This window comes from Hymenobacter sp. 15J16-1T3B, assembly GCF_020711235.1.
Classification (GTDB): Bacteria; Bacteroidota; Bacteroidia; order Cytophagales; family Hymenobacteraceae; genus Solirubrum.
The window spans coordinates 55,034-74,539 of record NZ_JAJFAV010000019.1 but is presented as its reverse complement, the minus strand read 5'-3'; the positions used below and the strand labels follow the sequence as shown (position 1 = coordinate 74,539).

Genomic DNA, 19,506 nt, shown 5'->3' with positions numbered 1-19,506 from the left:
CCCGACGATTTCCCCGTTGATTGTCAGCTAGAAGATCGAGCAACTGCGGCGGCGGGGCCTCAGTAGTTTTTTCTACGCGCAGTGGGTGTGGCCGGCCCGCAGGCCCTAGGCCGACAACGCCTCGGGCTCGGGCCACTCGGCCTCGGCGGCCGCTTCCAGGGTTTCGGGGTGCATGATGTGGCGGCGGTGCTGCTGCCCCCAGGAACGCAGGGCCTCAATGACGGGGTAGAGCGTGCGCCCGTAAGCGGCCAGCGTGTACGTGACGGCCACCGGAGCCGCGTCGGCTTGCACGTGGCGGGTGATGAGCCCGTTGATTTCCAGCTCTTTCAGCTCCTTGCTGAGCATCTTGGCGGTGATGCCGGCCACCTCGCGCTGCAGCTGCTTGAAGCGCCGCGGGCCGCCGGTGAGGCCCACAATGATGGGCAGCTTCCACTTGCCGCCGAGCAAATCAAGGGCGTCGCGCACGGAGCGCATGGAGGCGTTGCATTCCTGCGGGGTTCGGGGCTGGGTCGAGTGCATGGGACAAAGGTCGTTATAAATCAGGGCGCTATACCCGGGCACACCGGTATCCTTCGGTAAACCGCTATCCATTTCATACCCGGCGGCGGCCACCTTTGCCGGCAGCAGCGGGCCACCCGGACGGCCCGCGCGGCGCTCCTCACCCACCACCGTTACTCCGATGATTCTCAACAAAAAAAGCCTCGTGACCGGGTTGGTCACGGCCGTGCCCGCCCTGCTGGTCGCGGCCAGCGGCGTCATGAAACTGCTCGGCGGCGCTGGCATCCAAGCGGCCCTGGCCCGGGCCGGCGTGGCCGAGCTGCGGGTGCCGCTGGGCCTGCTGGAGCTGCTGTTCACGGCCTTGTTTCTCTACTCGCGCTCCATGAAACTGGGCCTGCTGCTGCTCACCAGCTATTTTGCCGGCGCCATTGCCACCGACCTCTCCCACGGCCAAAGCCCCGGTCCGGCCGCGCTGATTCTGACCCTGGTGTGGATGGCGGCCTTCGTGCGCGACCGGTCGGCCTTTCTGCCCGCCCCGCCGGCACGGGCCTAAACAGCGCCGGCCGAAGCCGCCGGTCGAAGTTCTGAGCGGCGGGCGGGAAGTCGCCAAGTCGCGTAATTTGGCCCGGCTTCACTGCTTGCCGCGCCTATGAATCTCGCTCCCCTCATCACGCCCGCTGCGCTCCGCCCCTTGCTGGCCAGCGGCCAGGTCTGCCTGCTCGACGCCCGCACTGGCCCCGGCGCCCGGGCCGCGTTTGAAGCCCGCCACCTCGCCGGGGCGCAGTTTGTCGACCTGGAGCGGGACCTGGCAGCCCCGGCGCCGGACCCGGCCGCGGGGGGCCGGCACCCACTGCCTTTCCCCGAGCAGTTTGCCCGGCGGCTGGGCGAGTGGGGCATCGAGCCGGCTTCCCGGGTGGTGGTCTACGACGACAAGCAGGGCGCCAACGCCGCGGCCCGGCTGTGGTGGCTGCTGCGCGCCAGCGGCCACGCGGCCGTCCAAGTGCTCGACGGCGGCTGGCAGGCGGCGCTGGCGGCCGGCTTGCCCGTGGCTACGGGCCCCGAACCCGCTACGGCGCCCAGGCCACCCTACCCCGCCACGGCCTGGCTGCTGCCCACCGTCGACGCCGACCACGTGCAGCGGGTGCTGCGCGCCGGCACCGGCCTGGTCATCGACGTGCGCGAAGCCCGCCGCTACCGGGGCGAAGTCGAGCCCATTGATGTGGTAGCGGGCCACATTCCGGGCGCCCTCAACGTGCCGTTTAGCGAAAACCTCGACGCGGCCGGCCAGTTTCTCTCCCCCGAGGCCTTGCGCGCCAAGTACGCGCCGCTGGTAACTGGCGCCGGCGAGGTGGTGGTGCACTGCGGCTCGGGCGTAACGGCCTGCCACACCCTGCTGGCGCTGGCGCACGCCGGCTTGCCCCTGCCCAGCTTGTACGTGGGCTCGTGGAGCGAATGGTCGCGCAGCGGCCGCCCCCTAGCCACCGGAGCGGCCTAGGCCCATGCGTGTTTCCTTGCGCATCACAGCCACCGTCATGCTTGGCTCGCTGGGGTTGCCGGCCTGCCGCGGCCGCGTGCAGGCCGGCGCCGAGCTCACGGCCGCCGAACTGCAGCGCCTGCGCCAGCTGGGCCTGCTGGCCCCGGGCGAAACCGTGCGCCTGTTCGACTCGCAAGCGGGGCTCAGGGGCAGCGCACAGGCCGGCAATTTCTTCACCGACCGCCGCCTAGCCGCGTACTGGCTGGAGAAAGACCGCCCCGGGCGCAGCAGCATCACCTACGCCTACTACCCGGACGTGGACACGCTCTACGGCATCGACCGCAGCCAGACGCTGACCTACGCGTCTTACCTGGAAGTACGCTGCCATGATGGCCGCCGCTTCAACGTGTACGTCAGCGCCGACAGCGCCCAGACCCGGCGCTTTTTCCGCGCCGCCACGGCCGAGTGGCAGCGCGCCCGCCGCCCCAAGCCCTAGCGCGGGCCGTTTACCGCTCAAACACCGCCAGCTGCGAGGGAGCCCCCACCTCGGCCTCGGCCGGGCCGAGTGGCTCCACCCGCACGCGGTAGCCGTGCCGCTCGGCCACGCCCGCGGCCCAGGCCCCGAACTGCGCCCGCGTCCACTCAAAGCGGTGGTCGGCGTGGCGGAAGGAGCCGGCTGATAGGGTTTCGTAGCGCTGATTGTAGTCGGCGTTGGGCGTGGTGACGAGCACGGCGCCGGGCCGGGCCCGGGCGAAGATTACCTGCTCGAAGGTGGCCAGCCGGCTTTCGTCGAGGTGCTCGATGACTTCCACCACGGCCGCCGCGTCGTAGCCGGCCAGGCGCGGGTCGTGGTAGAGCAAGGAGCCCTGGGTAAGCGTGAGCCGCTCGCGCTGCCGCGGCGGCATTTCGGCCACGTGCAGCCGCTCCTGCGCCCGCTGCAGCTCCTGCCACGACACGTCGAGGGCCAGAATATGTTCGATCTGCGGCAGGCGCAGCAGGCGGCGCACCAACTGCCCTTCGCCGCAGCCCAGGTCAAGCACCCGCCGGGCGCCGAGGCGCTGGATTTCCTCGGCCACGCGGTCGAGGCGCTGGGCGTGCAGCTTCGGGGTTTTTTCCGCAGTGGCCGAGGGCTGGCTGCTGCCGGCTTCCGCCTCGCCAATAGCGGCGGCTTCCGTGTCGTCCGAGGCCGGCTCGTCGGCGGCCAGCAGGCGCTCCAGCGTGGGGTTCACGTACTGGGCCAGGTTGCGCAGGTAGCGGCGGGTGATAAACTCGCGCTCTGGGTGCTCGGGCAGCCAGCCCGCCCCGCGCAGCAGGAGTTTCTCGGCCTCGGCCTGGTTGATCCAGTAGTGCTTGTCGCCGCGGTCGAGCACGGGCAGCAGCACGTAGAGGTGGCTGAGCAAGTCGCGCAGGCGGCGGGCCGGGTGGCGCAGGCGCAGCGTAAAGTAGCGGCTTTCGTGCCAGGCCGGCACGGTCGGGTCGAGCGGATGCGCCTCGGCTTCTACCGCGTAGCCCAGCGGCCCGAACAGGCGGTGCAGCTGCTCGGCACTGGCGGCGGGCACCACGGCCACGGTGGCTTCCAGCGGCAGCAGCGTATCGGGCAGCTCGGGGCGGTCTTTGCAGGTGCCGTTCATGGCCGTGTTGAACGCCTTGGCCAGGGCCGCGCTCAAAAACGACGAGGCCACGTAGGGCCGGTCGTTGACGTACTGCTCCAGCGCAAAGCCCTCCCCGGCCGGCCCGCGATGGTTGCGCACCAGCCCGACGGGGTCGAGGTCGAGCAGCAGGGCGGCGGTGCAGCGCGCCGCGGTGGCTTCGGGATAGAAAATGTGAGCCTGCCCCGCCGCCACGTCCAGCGTCTGCAGGCGGGCCGGGTTCTTGTGCAGCAGGTAGCCCAAGTCGGTGGCGGGCTGGTGGGTGGTACTAATGGTGAGGAGCATAACGGGAGGCTCGAACGCGAATCGACTACGGCCCGGCGCGGGGCCGCGGCAAGTTAGAGCTGTTTGGCCGGCTCGCCAGCCCAGCGCAAGCACTGCGTCCGGCCCCGGTGCAAGCCGCTTTTTCGCCGAAGTCACGCGCCTGCTCGCCGAAGGGCCGCGGCCGGGCGCGGCGGGTTAGCTATTTTTGTCGGCTGAAAAGCTCCCACCGGTTTCCCTCCACCCCTCTATGAAGAAGTTCGTTACCCTCGTTGCGCTGCTCGCCCTTGGCGCCGCGGCGGCCCACGCCCAGTCCTTGCCCGGCGCCGAACGCAAGAAATACATGCTGCCCAAAAAGGACAGCGAGTGCGCCTACGTGCAGAACGTGACCAAAAACACGGAGGAAGACCAGGAGGTCGAGGGCACGTTTACCCGCCTGGCCTACCGTCCCTACAGCGAGCTGCTGAACGAAATCAACGAGTTGCGGAAGATGAACAACTGGGCCGACTCGACCTACCAGCGCCGCTTCAATACCCTGCCGGCCGGCGGCACGCTCACCATCATCATGCACCGCAAAGGCGCCAAAAACGCTGACCCCAGCCTGCTCACCGTGGCGGCCCTGACCAAGGACGGCCAGCCGCTGATGAGCCAGCAGCTCACGCCCGGCACCGGCCGCTTCTGGAACCGCGACCTGTACCTGAGCACCCGAACTATACCATTTGTTAAAACCGAGCAACCCGGCCCGGTGCAAGTCGTCATCAGCGACGCCAAGCTCAAGCAACACTTTGACTACGTCGTTAATACGCAGCAATAACGACTTTGCCACCAACTCCCCGATAACTACCGGGCCGCGGCAGACAGACCCGACAAGTCTGCGCACCGCGGCCCGGTTTTTCCAATTGGGTGAAGCTATTTTTTATTGAGCTGCGCCCACTGCACGGCAATTAAAGTCTTGGCATCGCGCCACTGGCGGGCTTGCATTTCGGCCCGGCTCAGGCGCACCAGGGTGATGTTCTCGTTTTCGTCCTCGGCCCCGCCGCCATCCCCGGTCTGCTCGCTTACCTCGGCGTAGTAAATGGCAATGGTTTCGGCGTTGCCGCCCGGCGAGGGAAAAATGGTGACGATGTGCTCCAGGTGGTCGACCTCCGCGTAGCCCAACTCCTCCTCGATTTCGCGGCGCAGGGCCTCCTCCGGCGACTCATTGCCTTTGTCGAGCATGCCGGCGGCAATTTCTTCCATCTCCTGCTCGGCCCCCACGCGAAACTGCCGCACGAAAACATATTGCTGCTTGTTGGTGTCGTACACCAGCGCCGCCACGGCGCGGCCGGGCTCAAACCGTTCGCGCGTAAGGGTTTGGTCGCCGTCCTGCACGGTGAGTTTGCGCAGCTTATAGAAGCCGTCGTAAACCGTTTCTACCTTTGTAATCTTCATGGGTGGGTTGGATAAGAGTCTGACCACGTTCTTTACGCCAAATATGCGGGCCCGTGTTCGGCCCCGCGTCCACCCTGCCGCATTTCTTTTTCCCATCGATTTTGACATTTGACGACCTTCACCTGCTGCCGGAGATTCTAAAATCTCTGCACGCCGCAGGCTATGAGCGCCCGACGCCCATTCAGCAGCAGGCCATTCCGCACGTGCTCGACGCCCGCGACCTGCTGGGCGTGGCCCAGACCGGCACCGGCAAAACCGCCGCCTTCACTCTGCCGCTGCTCCAGCGCCTGCACCTGGCCCGGCCCGCGCACCAGCCCACCGGCCCCCGCGCCGTGCGCGCCCTCATCCTGACGCCCACCCGCGAGCTGGCCATTCAGATCGGGGAAAGCTTCGAAAGCTACGGCAGCTACCTGCCCCTGCGCCACGCCGTGATTTTCGGCGGCGTGAGCCAGCACCCGCAGGTGCAGGCCCTCAAGCGCGGCGTCGACGTGCTGGTGGCCACCCCCGGCCGCTTGCTCGACCTCATCAACCAAGGCTTCATCGACCTGAAGCGCCTGGAAATTTTCGTGCTCGACGAGGCCGACCGCATGCTCGACATGGGCTTCATCAACGACATCCGGCGCATCCTGCCCCTGCTGCCCAAGCAGCGGCAAAGCCTGTTCTTCTCGGCCACCATGCCGCCCACCATCCGCGAGCTGGCCGACACCATCCTGCGCAACCCGGTGCAGGTAGCCGTTACGCCCGTGTCGAGCACCGCCGAAACGGTGGAGCAGGTGGTGTACATGGTGGAGAAAACCGACAAGCCCTACCTGCTGCTGGAAGTGCTGGAAGACCCCGAACTGCGCCGCGTGCTCGTCTTCACCCGCACCAAGCACGGCGCCGACCGCGTGGCCAAGGGCCTGAACGCGAAGGGCGTGGGCGCGGAGGCCATCCACGGCAACAAGTCGCAGAACGCCCGGCAACGGGCCCTGCAGAACTTCAAAACCGGCGAAACCCGGGTGCTGGTGGCCACCGACCTAGCTGCCCGCGGCATCGACGTGGACGAACTGAGCCACGTGGTCAACTACGAGCTGCCCAACGAGCCCGAAACCTACGTGCACCGCATCGGCCGCACCGGCCGCGCCGGCGCCGAGGGCCGCGCCCTTTCCTTCTGCGACGCGGAAGAACGCGCCTACCTGCAGGATATTCAGCGCCTGATCAACCAGGAGCTGCCGGTGGTCGACACCCACTCCTACGCCCAGAACGACGTGGCGCCGGTGCCGCTGAAGGGCCCTAACATCACCAAGCCCAAAGGCCCGGCCGGCCGACCGCCGCGCTCCGGTCCGCGCCCCGAACGGGGCGGCTCGGCCCCGAAAGCGCCCAAGGCCGCCCAGAGCGGGGGCGGCCGTCCCGCTGCCAACGCGCCGCGCCCCAAAGCGGAACGCCAGGGCCAGTCGCAACGCTCGGGCCAAGCCCCGGCCGGCGGCAGCAAGACCGGGGGCGCTGGCAACGGCCGCTCCGGCCGGCGCCGCAGCCGCAACTCCCGCCCCAACCGCGCTTCGTAACCAGTGCCGCCGCCCGTCTTCCCCGACGGGCGGCTTTTTTTGCTTACTTCAACAACCACCGCCAGCCGAACGAACAAATCCGGCCCCCTAGCGCTTATAACAGAGCCCGTCCGACGCCCGGCCGGGCGTGTGCCATTTCCTTTCCGCATTTACATGGCTAGCTGTTCGCTTTCGGTTATTGAAGCGCTGCGCACCACGGCGCAACGACTGAGCACGCAGGCCCCTTACCAATGGGGCCACATGGGGAGCTGCAATTGCGGCCACCTCGCCCAAACCATTACCCACCTGAGCAAGGCCGAGATTCACGCCCGCGCCCTGCAGCGCTACGGCGACTGGGACCAGCAGCTGCGCGACTACTGCCCCACCAGCGGCCTGCCCATGGACGAAACCATCGATGAGATGCTGGCGGCCGGCTTTACCCGCGCCGACCTGGCCCACCTCGAACGCCTTTCCGACCCGGTTATCCGAGCGGCCATCCCATTTGAGCGCCGCGACGCCCTGCGCCACAACCAACGCGACGACGTGGTGCTCTACCTACGCACCTGGGCCCAACTGCTGGAGACGCAGTGGCTGGCCGGATTTGAGCTGCCAGAGTTGCCATTGGCCGCCCCCGCCTCGCAAGTCGCCGGGTAGGTCCGGCCGGCTGTTCAATACCGCCACCACGCAAAACGCCCCACCTGAACCGCGGTCCAGGTGGGGCGTTTTGCGTGGTGATGGCCGCAGGCCGATCAGGCTATTTGATGGCGTTCGGGTTGCTGCTCTGTGCTTCGCGGTAACCTTCAGGCCGGTGGCTGCGCTTGTAAGCAGCATCAGCGTTGGGGTCTTGTTCAGCATTCGGCGGGGGCGTGCACGACGTGGCCAGCACGGCCACCCAGGCAAATAAAGCGAGCAGGCAGGTCTTCTTCATGCCCCAAAGGTAAGCAGCGCTTCTGTATTCCGACAAGGGTTCGTGCAGATGTCTGGGCAAGGATTCTTCGGCTCGCCGCTCTTCCTTCCCTTTGGACAGATATCTACAGCTGCTAATCACAATCGGCAGGTCTTTACATACGTATATGTACCCAAGTACCAGGGGTAACTCCCAAACACCATAATTTACAAAACACAATCACCACACTGGATTCCCGCGCCCCTGAAAGGTTTGATTAACATTCTAACAAACCCTTTCATCATAAGTGATAACGCTAACTGCATTGGCTTAGCCTAGCTTATTGACGTATATGATAATACACAGAAATCTCCATGCTCCTATTTTTAGCAAATTCTTTATCCGCAAGAGTTGTATACATCCCTATTATTGGCATTTATAAAATAATATAATTCCTGCAATACAACAAGCTCTTACCTTAACTACTAAATCAAAAGTCATAGTAGAACACTACTTACATTTAGCTCTGATAACAAGAATCTTATACAATCATATCTATCTCGATTCACAAGGCAATAATGACAACATGACAAGTATAGTTTAACCAAGCACATCATTTACTTCATCTTCCCTACCAAAGAGGCAGTTAAGAATATAATCCTGCCTTCTCATCGCCACTGGCGCGACGACTCTCTTAGTTACACTAATCAATGTGAGGAGCCAGTAACTACCCTTTTCGAGTCGCTCAAGGCTAGATTCCTTCTGATGCAGGGCTGAAGTCTGTAAAGGTGCCGTCGCTGTAGAATATCAGCACCCGGCGAATAGTCTTGGCAGGCTTGGGTTCCAAGCTGAGCGACGGTGCAGCAGCCACCACCGCCCCAGTAGCTACTGTGGCAATTGCCGCGTCTGTTAGAGCAGCAGGGGGCGTCGGCGGTGTAGCGGCAAGCTCCGTAAGGGCCGCATCCGACTTCTGCTCGGCGGCAATGCGTGTGGTTTCGGCCCCGCTGCTGGCCTTATCGCTTTTGGCCGTAGCCCGGGGCCGAGCAGGAGTATCCGTGAGCTTCACGGGGCCGTTTGAACGCTCCACCTGCCGGCTTAGCTGGTCGGTGGCTCCGCTAGCAAGCATAGGACCCTGCCCGGTGAGCAGCCAAGGCATGGCGACGTCGGGAAACGCAGCAATGATTTTCTGCACGACTTCCAGGCTGGGCTTGTTCCGTCCGCCCAGAATGTGACTCACAATGGGGCGCGCTACCCCAATAGTATCGGCAAACTGCGTCGGGGTTAGCTGCCGCACTTGCAGCAGCTGGCGGATTCGGTCGACCATGGCGTTTAAAGCGAGTTTACAAAACTACCAACATCCACCTGGCAACCCAATTCAAAGTCAAACTATGATTTTTAACCATTGATTACATTAATAAAATTTATAAACAAAAAGATGGCCGATTTTTCAATTATGTAAATTTCAATTTACATAAGTATCAAATGTAAACAGCTGCTCCCAGGCTTGCTTGGGCACTATTCTAGAAACCGTCAGCACACTCTCGTGTGCTCAAGCCGCCTGTTTACGTGCCGACATCACCTGCTCAAAGCTGTGAGTAGAAATTCGATGGTTCTCCCAACACGCAAACGCCGCCGCTCCAGCGTACTGGAACGGCGGCGTTGATGAATAGCCCGGACGCGTGGCTCCGCGCAGCGAGTTGCGACTAGGCGCTGAAGTATTCTTGGGCCAGCGCTTTGTCGTGGCCATAGATGTCGTCGCGGAAATGCAGATTGCCGGCGTCGTCCACCCAAGCGGTGAAGTACACCAAGTAGACGGGCAGTTTCTCAGGCAGGGTCACGTATTGCTCCTTCCCTTCCGCCACCGTCTGCTGAATCTTGCTCATGTCCCAACCGGGCTTGTTGCGCAACAGGTACTCGGCCAGCACCAGCGGCTTTTCCACGCGCACACAGCCGTGGCTGAAGCCACGCTTGGCCTGACTGAACAGCTCATCGTGCGGCGTGTCGTGTAAGTAGATGTCCTGAGAATTAGGGAACAAAAACTTCACGTCGCCCAAATCGTTCTTGGGGCCGGGTCGTTTGCGGAGCGTGTACTTCCACGTGTCCTGCGTGAGGTTGGCCCAGTCGATGCTCGTCGGGTCCACGGGGGTGGCCTTGGCGCCGTAGCCCTTCACCACTTCCATATCGAGACGGTCGAGGGTCCCGTTGGGGTCGGCCGCCAGCTTGTTGCGCAGCTCTTTGTCGATGATGCTGAAGGGCACGTTCCAGTACGGCGCCAGCACCACGTACTCCATCTTGTCGCTGAACACGGGCGTTGCGTTCAGGGTCTTGCCCACGATGACGCGCATGTCCAAGGCCGGCTTGCCGTTCTCGTACACCCACATGTGGTAGTCGGGAATGTTTACCAGCAGGTAGTTCGGCTCGAAGCGCTTGGGTATCCAGCGCCAGCGTTCCATGTTGACGATGATCTGGTCGATGCGGCGCTGCAACGGAATGTTGAGCATGTTCACCGTTTCGGGCGTCAGGCGGCCGTCGGATTTGAGCCCGGTTTGCTGCTGAAAGGCTTTGACGGCCTCGGCCAGTTCGGCGTCGTATTTGTGCGACTCGCGCGGCGCGGCCGAGGCCGGCTGCCCGGGTTTGTTCGATACAGGCACGGCTTGCACCGGCGCGTTGCTCACGGCCGGGTTGGGCGTGCCGTCGGGGTTGAAGCCGAGCAGGCGACGGCGCACCGCGGGCACTACCGACGAGGAGTCGCCCACGCGCAGGGGCTTCTTCACGGCGGGCACGGGCTGCCAACCGCCGTTGCGTTGCATGGCGCGGTAGTTGGCCAGCGCCTTGCGCAGCCGGTCGTATTCGGGGTGCAAGGGCGCGAATTCGTAGTACGGGTAGGTACTTTCGCGCTCTTGGAGTATGGTCATGAGGGCCTTGTGCAACTTGATTTTGTTGCGTTTGACCTTCCAATCGATGTTTTTTACTTCCCGCGGATCCACGATGCCGCGGTAGAAGTCGTCGGCCCAGTTGAAGTACGTGGCCGACAGCGCCACGTCGATTTCCTTTTCGAGGGCGTTGCGCGCGGTGGTATCCGGCGCTTTTTTGATCTGGGCAAAGAGCTGCTCGAAGTCGACGACGCGGTACTTTTTGGGGTCCAAGCCGTTCTCGCCGGCTTTGTTCAGCTCGGAGAGCATGCGCTCGGTTTGAGGCACCAGCTCGTGGTTTTTAAACCAGCCGAGGCGGCCGTCGCGCTCCTTGTAGAACTTTTTGCCCCACTCGATTTCGTCTTTGAATGCCGGCTTGGCGGCCATGTACTTCTCGACGTACACGGTATCGACGCGCGGCTGCGGGCCGGCGAGCTTGCCCTGGCCGGGCAGCAGGTCGGCGGCTGCGTCTTGGACCTTCGCTTTCTGCTCCTGGCTACACGCACTGGTAACCAGCAGCAGGCAAAGGGCCAGCCACAGCATGAAGGTGGAATAGAAAGCGGATTTAACCGAAGCGTTCATTGGGGAGGGTGGAAAACAAGGCGGCAGGGCGCTTGGCTGCGGTGAAAGGCCCAAACGCTCGTTTGGCCGCAGCGGCGCTTGCCTCGTTGTACTCCGTCGGTGGGCGGCAGGTTGCCTTCACCAGCGGGTTTCCAGCCTGCAAGATAGCCGAAAAGCCCGGCGCCGAAAACATTTCTAAACAGATATATACCGGCCTGCCGCGCCAAAACAACCGGTTTAGGTTGGGCCGCGCGCCGCCCCTCAGCGGCACCTCGCCGGCTTGAGCCACTCTGATTTCTTCACCGCGCGCCAAACCCAGCCCGCCCCGGGGCGGTTATCTTTGCTGTCCTCGTTGACCTCACCCACTCCTTATAATATATGGCCGTTCCCCTGCTCGCCGCCGACCCGCACAGCTGCGCCCGCCCCGCCGAAGCCGCGGTGCGTCACCTCTCGCTCGACCTGACCGTGGACTTTGCCAGCCGCAGCCTGCACGGCACCGCCACGTGGCAGCTCGACGTGCAGCCCGGCGCGACGGATCTGTGGCTCGACACGCGCGGCCTAGCCATTGAAGCCGTGACCCTGGCCGACGGCGCGACTCTCACCCACTTCGAGCTGGGCGACGACGACCCGGTGCTCGGCCGCCCGCTGCGCATTCACGTGCGGCCCGGCGAGGAGCAGATTTCCATCCGCTACCGCACCGCTCCCGACGCGGCCGCGCTGCAATGGCTGAGCCCCGAGCAAACGGCCGGCAAGCAGTACCCGTTTCTCTTCACCCAGTCGCAGGCCATTCTCGCCCGCACCTGGATTCCCTGCCAAGATTCGCCCGGCATCCGCTTCACCTACGACGCCACCGTGCGCGGCCCGCAGGAACTGCTGGCGCTGATGAGCGCCGAAAACCCGCAGGCGCTGTCGGCCACGGGCGAGTACCGCTTCCGCATGCCCCAGCCGATTCCGGCCTACCTGATGGCCCTGGCCGTGGGCGACCTGCGCTTCGAGGCGCTGAGCCCGCGCACCGGCGTGTACGCCGAACCCGTGACGCTGCCGGTGGCCACCGCGGAATTTGGCGACCTAGAACCCATGGTGGCCGCCGCCGAAGAGCTGTACGGCCCCTACCGCTGGGAGCGGTACGACCTGCTGGTGCTGCCGCCCTCCTTTCCCTTCGGCGGCATGGAAAACCCGCGCCTCACCTTCGTCACGCCCACCATCCTGGCCGGCGACCGAAGCCTGACCAGCCTGGTGGCACACGAGTTGGCGCACTCTTGGTCGGGCAACTTGGTGACCAACGCCACCTGGAACGACTTCTGGCTAAACGAGGGCTTCACGGTGTACTTCGAGCGTCGCATCATGGAGCGCCTCTACGGCCGGTCCTACGCCGACATGCTGCAGGTGCTCGGCCAAACCGGCCTGCACCACACCATTGACGAATTGGGCAAAGAAAGCATCGACACCCACCTGCACCTGAACCTAGCCGGCCGCGACCCAGACGAAGGGCTCAACGAAATTGCCTACGAGAAAGGTAATTACCTGCTGCTGACCTTAGAAAGCATCGTCGGCCGCGAAAAGCTCGACGCCTTTATCACCAAGTACTTCGCCGAGCACGCCTTCCAGTCCATGGACACGGCGCACTTTGTGGCCTACCTGCGGCGCGAGCTGCTCGACCGCGTGCCGGGCGCGGAGGAAAAGCTGCAGCTCGACAAATGGATAAACGCCCCGGGCATTCCGGCCGTGGCGCCGCCGGTGCAGTCGGAGCGCTTTGCCAGCGTGGAAGCGGCTTTGCAGAGCTGGCGCCACGGGGTCGCGCCGGCCGCCCTCGACACCGCCGCGTGGAGCAGCCACGAGTGGGTGCACTTCCTGCACGGCCTGCCCGAACACATCAGCGCCGAGCAGTTGCAGCAACTCGACCAGGCTTTTGGGTTCACTCAATCCGGCAACGCCGAAATCCTGACGGCTTGGCTGCCCCTTGCCGTACGGGCTGGCTACCACGCCGCCGACGCGGCGCTGGCTGAGTTTCTGACCCGCGTAGGCCGGCGCAAATTTTTGGTGCCGCTCTACAAGGCGCTGCTGGCTACGCCCGAGGGCACAGCGCGGGCGCGGGAGATTTACCAGCGCGCCCGCCCCAACTACCACGCTGTATCCACCAGCACACTGGATACGTTAGTAGGCAAACCGGCCGGCGCGTAAGGCGCTTGGCGGCCGCCACTTTCCGGCTTTGCGCAGCAGCTCCTCGCGCCTATCCCGCGCGGCGGCTGGGCATTTTTGGCCTCAGGCTTGCATACGGGCCCGTGGTCTATTTTTCACCCCAAGACAACCTTCCTTTAGCTAGTTGGACGCTCTGAAACCCCTGGGTAAGCTCATTGCCGTTGGCGGCAACGAAGACAAAGGCACCTACGCCAACCCCAACCCGCGCCGCCGCAAGAAATACTACCTGAACTTCTTTGAGCTCGGGATTCTGAAACGCGTGGTGCTGGAAAGCGGCAAAGCCGATCCGCGCATCGAAGTCGTAACCACCGCTTCCATGATTCCGGAGGAAGTGGGCGCCATCTACGTTTCCTCGTTCGGCATGCTCAATTGCCTGAACGTGGGCGTGCTCGACATCCGCGTGCCCGCCGACACCGACCAGCCCGAGTACCTGCAGCGCCTGGCCGCGGCCGATATCATCATGTTTTCGGGCGGCGACCAGTCGCGGCTCAAGGAAATGTTCGGCGGCACGCGCTTTCTGGAGTTGCTGACCACCCGCTACCAGCAGGAGCCCAACTTTGTCATTGCCGGCACCTCGGCCGGGGCCATGGCCATGTCGCAGATCATGATTCGCGGTGGCTCGGTGCCCGAGGCCCTGATGAAGGGCGCCGTGAAAATGGGCACCGGCCTGGCACTGATTCAAAATGTGGTCATCGACTCGCACTTCGTGAAGCGCGGCCGTTTCGGCCGGCTCATCGAGGCGGTGGGCCTGCACCCGCGGCTCATCGGCATCGGGCTGGGCGAAGACACCGGCGTGCTCATCCGCGAGGGCAACCTGATTGAAACCATCGGCTCGAATCTGGTCATCATCATCGACGGGCACAACATCCGGCACAACAACACGCCCGGCGCGGCCAAGGGCACGGCGCTGTCCATCGAGAACATGACCATGCACGTGCTGGCCAAGGGCAACGTGTACGACATCCGCGAACGAAAATTCTTCGTCGACAAGCGCACCCACGACGAGGCCTTCGGGCCCACCGCCGCGGCCATCACCACGCCGGCCGTTTCGTAGCGGCTACTCCTTATATATATAGCGCGGGCCGGAGCGACAGTTGTCGTTCCGGCCCGCGCTGTTTTTCAGGTAAGCAACGTGGCAACCCTATGCGGCCCCGACGCCCGGCAGTAGCACCAAACGCTGCTTCGCGCGTCGTCGAACCATTCGGAAGCCAGCAACGCGGAGCGGAATGTTACTGCTCGTCGTTGTAAATGCCGACGAAGAGAGGTGACTCGCTGCTGACGCTGGCGCGGTACATGCCCTCGGAGTTGAAGGGCAGCGCGATGTTGCCGCGGGCATCGACGGCCACCAGCCCACCTTCCCCGCCGACGGGCGCCAGTTTGTCGTGGACCACCACCCGGCAGGCCTCGGCCAAGCTCAAGCCGCGGTACTCCATCAGGCAAGCAATGTCGTGGGCTACTACCGCCCGCATGAAAAACTCGCCGTGGCCGGTGCAGCTAATGGCGCAGGTCCGGTCGTCGGCCCAGGTGCCGGCCCCGATGAGCGGGGAGTCGCCGATGCGGGAAAAGCGTTTGTTGGTCATGCCGCCGGTGCTGGTGGCAGCGGCCAGGTGGCCGTGCTGGTCCAGCGCCACCGCGCCCACCGTGCCCATCTTCTTTTTGGGGTCTTCGTTGACGGCTTTGGGTTCTTCGAGCGGGGCATCATCGCTGTGGTCGAGGCGCACCTGCCCGCTGGCCAAGGCTTCCTGCAACTGCTGGTAGCGGTGCTCGGTGAAAAAATAGTCGGGCGGCTGCATCGCGAGCCCCTGCTGGCGGGCAAACTCTTCGGCACCGGGCCAGGCCAGCAGCACGTGCTCCGATTTCTCCATCACCAGGCGCGCAGCCCGGATGGGGTTCTGAATGGCACGCACGCCTGTTACCGCGCCGGCCAGCCGCGTGTGTCCCACCATCACCGACGCGTCCATTTCGTGGTGGCCTTCGTGGGTGAACACCGCGCCGCGGCCGGCGTTGAACAAGGGGCAGTTTTCGAGCTGCACTACGGTGTGCTCCACCGCGTCGAGGGCCGAGGCGCCCTGGCGCAGCAAGTCGTAGCCGGCGGTGAGGGCCTCGCGCAGGGCGTGGCGGTACTGGGCCTCGGCGGCGGGAGTGAGCAGGTGGCGGGCAATGGTGCCGGCGCCGCCGTGCAAGGCAAGGGCAAATGAGGGCATGCAGCAAGATGGTAGGTGCGCGGGCAAAATTACGGCCCAGCGCCCGTGTGGTTCAGGTTGCCGACTCCTTAATTATATAGGAGCGCCGTGCGGGAGGCGGTGCGGAGACGGCAGCTGGTCAAGTCAGCAGCCGGGCCGGCCGGATATGCACATTTTTTTAGCAAGCCAGCTTTGTCAACTATTTTTTTGAGCAAAACCACACACTTTGCACATCAGCTTCATTCCCTGACGCTTATATTAGCCGCCGAAAATAGCCCCGGGCAGCACCCTGTTTTGGGCCTCCGCCAGGGAATTATTTTTCGTAGATTTGGCTTACTAATTTTCAAACCTCCCCTTCTTTTGACTATGGCTTACGAAGCTACCGGCCGCCTGCACGACATCATGGATGAGCAACAGGTGAGCGAGAAATTCCGCAAGCGCGAGTTCGTGCTGGAAGTCGTAGACGGCCAGTATCCCGAGCATATCAAGTTTCAGCTGGTTCAGGACAAGACCGCGCTGATCGACCAATACAAAGTTGGTGACGAAGTCCGCGTGCAGTTCAACCTGCGCGGCCGCGGCTTCAACAAGAACGGCCAGATGCTGTATTTCACCAACCTGGAAGCGTGGCGCATCGAAGCTGCCGGTGGCGCCCCCGCGGGCGGCAACCAGGGCGGTGGCTACGCTGCTCCAGCCGCCAACCAGAACCCCGGTCTGCGCCGCGACGCCCAGCCCCAGCGCCCCGCCCCCATTGCCTCGGACGACGACAACGACCTGCCGTTCTAAACTGCCCCGCGCAGCTTGCGAATAAAAAATGCCGCTTCCGGTTTCCGGGAGCGGCATTTTTGCGTACGTACCGGCAGCCCCCCGTTGAGGGGCCACTTCCACCGCATGACTTCCGTTTCCGCTGCCGGCTCCTTACAAGGCCGCACCGTGCTGCTTACCGGCGCTTCGGCCGGCATTGGGTTGGCCGCCGCGCGGCAGTTGGCTACCCTCGGGGCTCAGCTGATTTTGGTGTGCCGCGACGCGGCCCGCGGCGAGCAGGCCCGCGCCGCCATTCGCCTAGCCGCACCCGAAGCACCCGCGCCCGACCTGATCCTAGCCGATTTGGCCGTGCAGGCGCAGGTGCACCGCCTCAGCGACGAAGTCCTGGCCCGCTACCCACATCTCGACGTGCTTATCAACAACGCCGGCGTGCTACCGGCGCAGCTCAGCACCACCGTCGACGGGCAGGAACTCTGCTGGGCCACCAATCATTTGGCGCCGTTTATCCTGACCAATCGTCTGCTGCCCCTACTAGAAGCCGCGGGGCCGGGCGCCCGCATTATCACCGTGGCCTCAGAGGCGCACTGGCTCGGCGAAATAGAGGTGAATGCGTCGGCCCGGGCCGACGCCAACCGCAGCAGCGCTTTCACGGCTTACTGTGACTCCAAGCTAGCCAACATCTTGTTTACCAAAGCACTGACTGAGCGCCTGGAGCTAACGGGTATCACCGCTCACTGCTTGCACCCGGGCGTCGTGCGCTCCAATCTGTGGTCGCATAGCTCGTGGCTGCTGCGCCTGTTGATGGTGTCGGCGTGGCCCTTCGCCCGCTCCTGCGAGCAAGCCGCGGCTACCATTACTCACGTAGCAACCTTGCCGCAGGCGGCACAAGCCAACGGGCAGTATTTTAAAAACCGGCAAGTCGCCCGAGTTTCGGGCCGGGCGAGTAACCGGGCCGAAATCCATCGACTGTGGCGAATTTCAGCCGATGAAACCGGTGTCGGTGAGTAAAATATAAGGCAAAAAGAGCTCGGTTTAGAATCGTAACAGTCGGATTAATTACGAATTAATTCCCCAGACTAATAGGCATATCGAGCCGGTTTTATCAGCAGTAATCGACATTATTACCGAATAAAAAATGGCCTTTGCAGCCTGTTTAAGCGGGTTCAAACTCTCCAAGCCAAAAAATAACGGGTTACGTCCGTACTTTATTTTTTATTTCTCGTTCCTTTGCTCAGGTTTAACACCCTTCAAACGACCCTAACCCATGGCCGAACTTAACCTGCAGCATCTACAGAAAGTATTGTCGGACGCGACCCGCAATGAAAATCTGGTTCGCGAAATTCGTCGCGCCCACAGCAAAGTGCAGCTGGCGCTAAACGAGCTGGCCGAGCTGCTGGACCCGGCTTACGAGCCCAATGAGCGCAAAAAACCAGGCCGCAAAGCCGCAGCTGCCGAAGGTAACGAGGGCGGTGAAGGCCGTCGTCGGGGCCCGGGCCGTCCGCCCAAAAACGCCACCAACGCGTAATTTTATTGGTACCGCCGTCCTGCGGCCGTGCCTGGCCCGTCGCCCTCGGTCGACGGGCTTTTTTATTGGCCTCGGCGACTGGGGTGATTGTCCGCTACGGGCCATACGTGACCGGTTATTACCGGAGCGAGGAACCGGGCCGAATACCAATAATTCGTCCAGAAATTACAGCCCCCGATTTACGCGCCCGCGGGTCCGCTTCGGCGCTGCGCGACGGAACCCGGGGTGGGCAAGCCGCCGTTATCCTCTTTTGCGGCTACCACGTGGCAACGCCATTTGGGCAAGTGCGCAGCCGGATTTTGCATTAGTTGTTCGATGAAATTCACGATGCAGCGCCTGCGGGAATTGATTGCGCAGGGCGAAGGCGAAACGCTGGAATTTAAAAAGCGCACCACCCACCCTAGCCGAATTTCGCGCACCCTGGCTTCGCTGGCCAATGCCCGCGGCGGCCGGGTACTGGTAGGCGTGGAAGACAACGGCCGGCTGGTGGGCGTGCGCGACGCGGAGGAGGAACGCTACCTGCTGCGCCAAGCCGCCGAGCAGTTCGTGGACCCGCCGCTGCCCCTGCAAATCGACGAGGTGGAGGACGAGGACCGGGTGGTGCTGGTGGTGACCGTGGCCGAAAGCCCGCGCAAGCCCCACCGGGCCCTGGTCGGCGAAGATGACTGGCGCGGCTACGTGCGCGTGGGCGACCAGAGCGTGCAAACCAGTCAGCTGACCGACAAGGTGCTGCGCAACGAGCCGCCGCCCGAACACCGCCTGGAGTGGCTGCCGCTGAGTCGCCACGAGCAGGCCGCGCTGGATTACGTCCGTCAGCAGCCCCGCCTGACTCTGCCCCAGTACATGAAGCTGATCAACGTATCGAAACGCCGGGCCCACCGCATGCTCATCAAGCTGGTGCTGCACGGCTACCTACGCTACCACGATAAGGAAAAAGAGCCGTATTACACCAAGGCCTAAACGCGCCGTCGCCAGACCAGACCGCCCGACCAAACTAGCCGGGCGGTCTGGTCTAAAACTGCTTGGGGTGCTACGCTTCGGCGGTAATCAGCGGCAGGTAGCGCTCGGCCAGGATTTCGGCGTGGTGCGCCTCGTGGCCGGCCGTGATGAAGCGCAGGGCCTGCACGGTGACGGGGTTGCCGTTGGCCGTGCCGCCGCGCTGCAACTGCTCGGGCGTAAAGCTGCGGAACAGGGCGAGGGTAGCTTGGCGCACGGCCGCGTACTCGGCCAGCAGGCTGGCCAGGGTCCGGTCGTCGGCGCCGGAATGGTCGGCGTAGTGGTTTTCGTCGAAGCCCGGCAGCTCCTGCTGGTCGGCGCGGGCGAAGCGCAGGGCGCGGTAGGCGAAAATGCGTTCCACATCGGCGATATGCAGCACAACTTGCTTGATGCTCCATTTGCCCGGGGCGTACCGAAACGAGGCTTGTTCCTCGGTTACCTCGGCCAGGAGTTGGTGCAGGGCCGTGGGCTGCACGCCGAGCATTTCAAGCGGATCGATGTCGGCCCCGACGCGGTTGATATAGGTGTCGAAGTAAGGCGGGTAGGTGCCCGGGACGGGGCGCAGGAGTTCGGACATAAAACGGGCTGTTGGGCTTGGAACGCAAGATACGCGGCGGCCGGATTGTTCGGTCACGCTGCAGCGGGC

Annotated in this window: 20 protein-coding genes; 12 read left to right on the top strand and 8 right to left on the bottom strand. The window is 63.7% G+C overall.

The genetic code is table 11. The features are described from left to right. Window positions 1–105 precede the first annotated feature (105 nt). A complete protein-coding gene (locus LJ737_RS23955) occupies window positions 106–519 on the bottom strand; it encodes a winged helix-turn-helix transcriptional regulator (RefSeq protein WP_227769300.1) in 414 nt (137 codons plus the stop codon). A gap of 160 nt (window positions 520–679) precedes the next feature. On the opposite strand from LJ737_RS23955, the gene LJ737_RS23950 reads away from it, so the two are divergent. The 3 genes from LJ737_RS23950 to LJ737_RS23940 all read left to right on the top strand — a co-directional run bounded on the left by LJ737_RS23950 (window position 680) and on the right by LJ737_RS23940 (window position 2,468). Beyond that, complete coding sequence (locus LJ737_RS23950; protein ID WP_227769299.1) at window positions 680–1,051, top strand: DoxX family protein; 372 nt, start codon at window positions 680–682, stop codon at window positions 1,049–1,051. Between the two features lie 96 nt (window positions 1,052–1,147). Beyond that, window positions 1,148–1,993, top strand: coding sequence for a sulfurtransferase (locus tag LJ737_RS23945; RefSeq protein ID WP_227769298.1), 846 nt, complete (start codon window positions 1,148–1,150; stop codon window positions 1,991–1,993). Between the two features lie 37 nt (window positions 1,994–2,030). After that, complete coding sequence (locus LJ737_RS23940; RefSeq protein ID WP_227769297.1) at window positions 2,031–2,468, top strand: hypothetical protein; 438 nt, start codon at window positions 2,031–2,033, stop codon at window positions 2,466–2,468. Window positions 2,469–2,478: 10 nt separating this feature from the next. On the opposite strand, the gene LJ737_RS23935 is transcribed toward LJ737_RS23940, so the two are convergent. Continuing rightward, entirely contained in the window at window positions 2,479–3,906 is a 1,428-nt protein-coding gene (locus tag LJ737_RS23935; RefSeq protein WP_227769296.1) for a 3' terminal RNA ribose 2'-O-methyltransferase Hen1, read from the bottom strand. Window positions 3,907–4,132: 226 nt separating this feature from the next. On the opposite strand from LJ737_RS23935, the gene LJ737_RS23930 reads away from it, so the two are divergent. Continuing rightward, complete coding sequence (locus LJ737_RS23930; RefSeq protein WP_227769295.1) at window positions 4,133–4,696, top strand: hypothetical protein; 564 nt, start codon at window positions 4,133–4,135, stop codon at window positions 4,694–4,696. A 95-nt stretch (window positions 4,697–4,791) separates the two neighbouring features. Here the strand turns inward: LJ737_RS23930 and LJ737_RS23925 are convergent, their stop codons facing one another. Beyond that, window positions 4,792–5,313, bottom strand: a complete 522-nt coding sequence (locus LJ737_RS23925) for an NUDIX domain-containing protein (RefSeq protein WP_227769294.1) — start codon at window positions 5,311–5,313, stop codon at window positions 4,792–4,794. A gap of 101 nt (window positions 5,314–5,414) precedes the next feature. On the opposite strand from LJ737_RS23925, the gene LJ737_RS23920 reads away from it, so the two are divergent. Further along, window positions 5,415–6,857, top strand: a complete 1,443-nt coding sequence (locus LJ737_RS23920; RefSeq protein ID WP_227769293.1) for a DEAD/DEAH box helicase — start codon at window positions 5,415–5,417, stop codon at window positions 6,855–6,857. A 153-nt stretch (window positions 6,858–7,010) separates the two neighbouring features. Further along, entirely contained in the window at window positions 7,011–7,490 is a 480-nt protein-coding gene (locus LJ737_RS23915; RefSeq protein ID WP_227769292.1) for a hypothetical protein, read from the top strand. 100 nt (window positions 7,491–7,590) lie between these two features. Here the strand turns inward: LJ737_RS23915 and LJ737_RS23910 are convergent, their stop codons facing one another. The 3 genes from LJ737_RS23910 to LJ737_RS23900 form a co-directional block, all read right to left on the bottom strand. Next, entirely contained in the window at window positions 7,591–7,764 is a 174-nt protein-coding gene (locus tag LJ737_RS23910; RefSeq protein ID WP_176132931.1) for a hypothetical protein, read from the bottom strand. Between the two features lie 709 nt (window positions 7,765–8,473). Further along, window positions 8,474–9,046, bottom strand: a complete 573-nt coding sequence (locus tag LJ737_RS23905) for a helix-turn-helix domain-containing protein (protein WP_227769291.1) — start codon at window positions 9,044–9,046, stop codon at window positions 8,474–8,476. 379 nt (window positions 9,047–9,425) lie between these two features. After that, window positions 9,426–11,216: a L,D-transpeptidase family protein gene (locus tag LJ737_RS23900; protein ID WP_227769290.1), complete on the bottom strand. Its 1,791-nt coding sequence runs from the start codon at window positions 11,214–11,216 to the stop codon at window positions 9,426–9,428. 357 nt (window positions 11,217–11,573) lie between these two features. On the opposite strand from LJ737_RS23900, the gene LJ737_RS23895 reads away from it, so the two are divergent. Next, window positions 11,574–13,376 (top strand): M1 family metallopeptidase, encoded by a 1,803-nt coding sequence (locus LJ737_RS23895; protein ID WP_227769289.1) that lies wholly within the window; start codon window positions 11,574–11,576, stop codon window positions 13,374–13,376. A 142-nt stretch (window positions 13,377–13,518) separates the two neighbouring features. Continuing rightward, window positions 13,519–14,448, top strand: a complete 930-nt coding sequence (locus LJ737_RS23890; protein WP_227769288.1) for a cyanophycinase — start codon at window positions 13,519–13,521, stop codon at window positions 14,446–14,448. A 175-nt stretch (window positions 14,449–14,623) separates the two neighbouring features. Here the strand turns inward: LJ737_RS23890 and LJ737_RS23885 are convergent, their stop codons facing one another. Next, window positions 14,624–15,598 (bottom strand): isoaspartyl peptidase/L-asparaginase family protein, encoded by a 975-nt coding sequence (locus LJ737_RS23885; protein WP_227769287.1) that lies wholly within the window; start codon window positions 15,596–15,598, stop codon window positions 14,624–14,626. Between the two features lie 345 nt (window positions 15,599–15,943). Between LJ737_RS23885 and LJ737_RS23880 the strand changes: the two genes are divergently transcribed. The 4 genes from LJ737_RS23880 to LJ737_RS23865 all read left to right on the top strand — a co-directional run bounded on the left by LJ737_RS23880 (window position 15,944) and on the right by LJ737_RS23865 (window position 18,824). Then, window positions 15,944–16,360 carry a DUF3127 domain-containing protein gene (locus LJ737_RS23880; RefSeq protein ID WP_227769286.1) on the top strand — a complete coding sequence of 139 codons (417 nt, stop codon included), beginning with the start codon at window positions 15,944–15,946 and terminating at the stop codon, window positions 16,358–16,360. A 105-nt stretch (window positions 16,361–16,465) separates the two neighbouring features. After that, complete coding sequence (locus tag LJ737_RS23875; RefSeq protein WP_227769285.1) at window positions 16,466–17,347, top strand: SDR family oxidoreductase; 882 nt, start codon at window positions 16,466–16,468, stop codon at window positions 17,345–17,347. Window positions 17,348–17,603: 256 nt separating this feature from the next. Further along, the gene (locus LJ737_RS23870) at window positions 17,604–17,864 is read left to right on the top strand and encodes a hypothetical protein (RefSeq protein ID WP_227769284.1); all 261 of its coding nucleotides are present in this window, start codon (window positions 17,604–17,606) and stop codon (window positions 17,862–17,864) included. A 315-nt stretch (window positions 17,865–18,179) separates the two neighbouring features. Then, complete coding sequence (locus LJ737_RS23865; protein ID WP_227769283.1) at window positions 18,180–18,824, top strand: AlbA family DNA-binding domain-containing protein; 645 nt, start codon at window positions 18,180–18,182, stop codon at window positions 18,822–18,824. A 70-nt stretch (window positions 18,825–18,894) separates the two neighbouring features. Here the strand turns inward: LJ737_RS23865 and LJ737_RS23860 are convergent, their stop codons facing one another. Beyond that, a complete protein-coding gene (locus LJ737_RS23860) occupies window positions 18,895–19,437 on the bottom strand; it encodes a DinB family protein (RefSeq protein WP_227769282.1) in 543 nt (180 codons plus the stop codon). Window positions 19,438–19,506 lie beyond the last annotated feature (69 nt).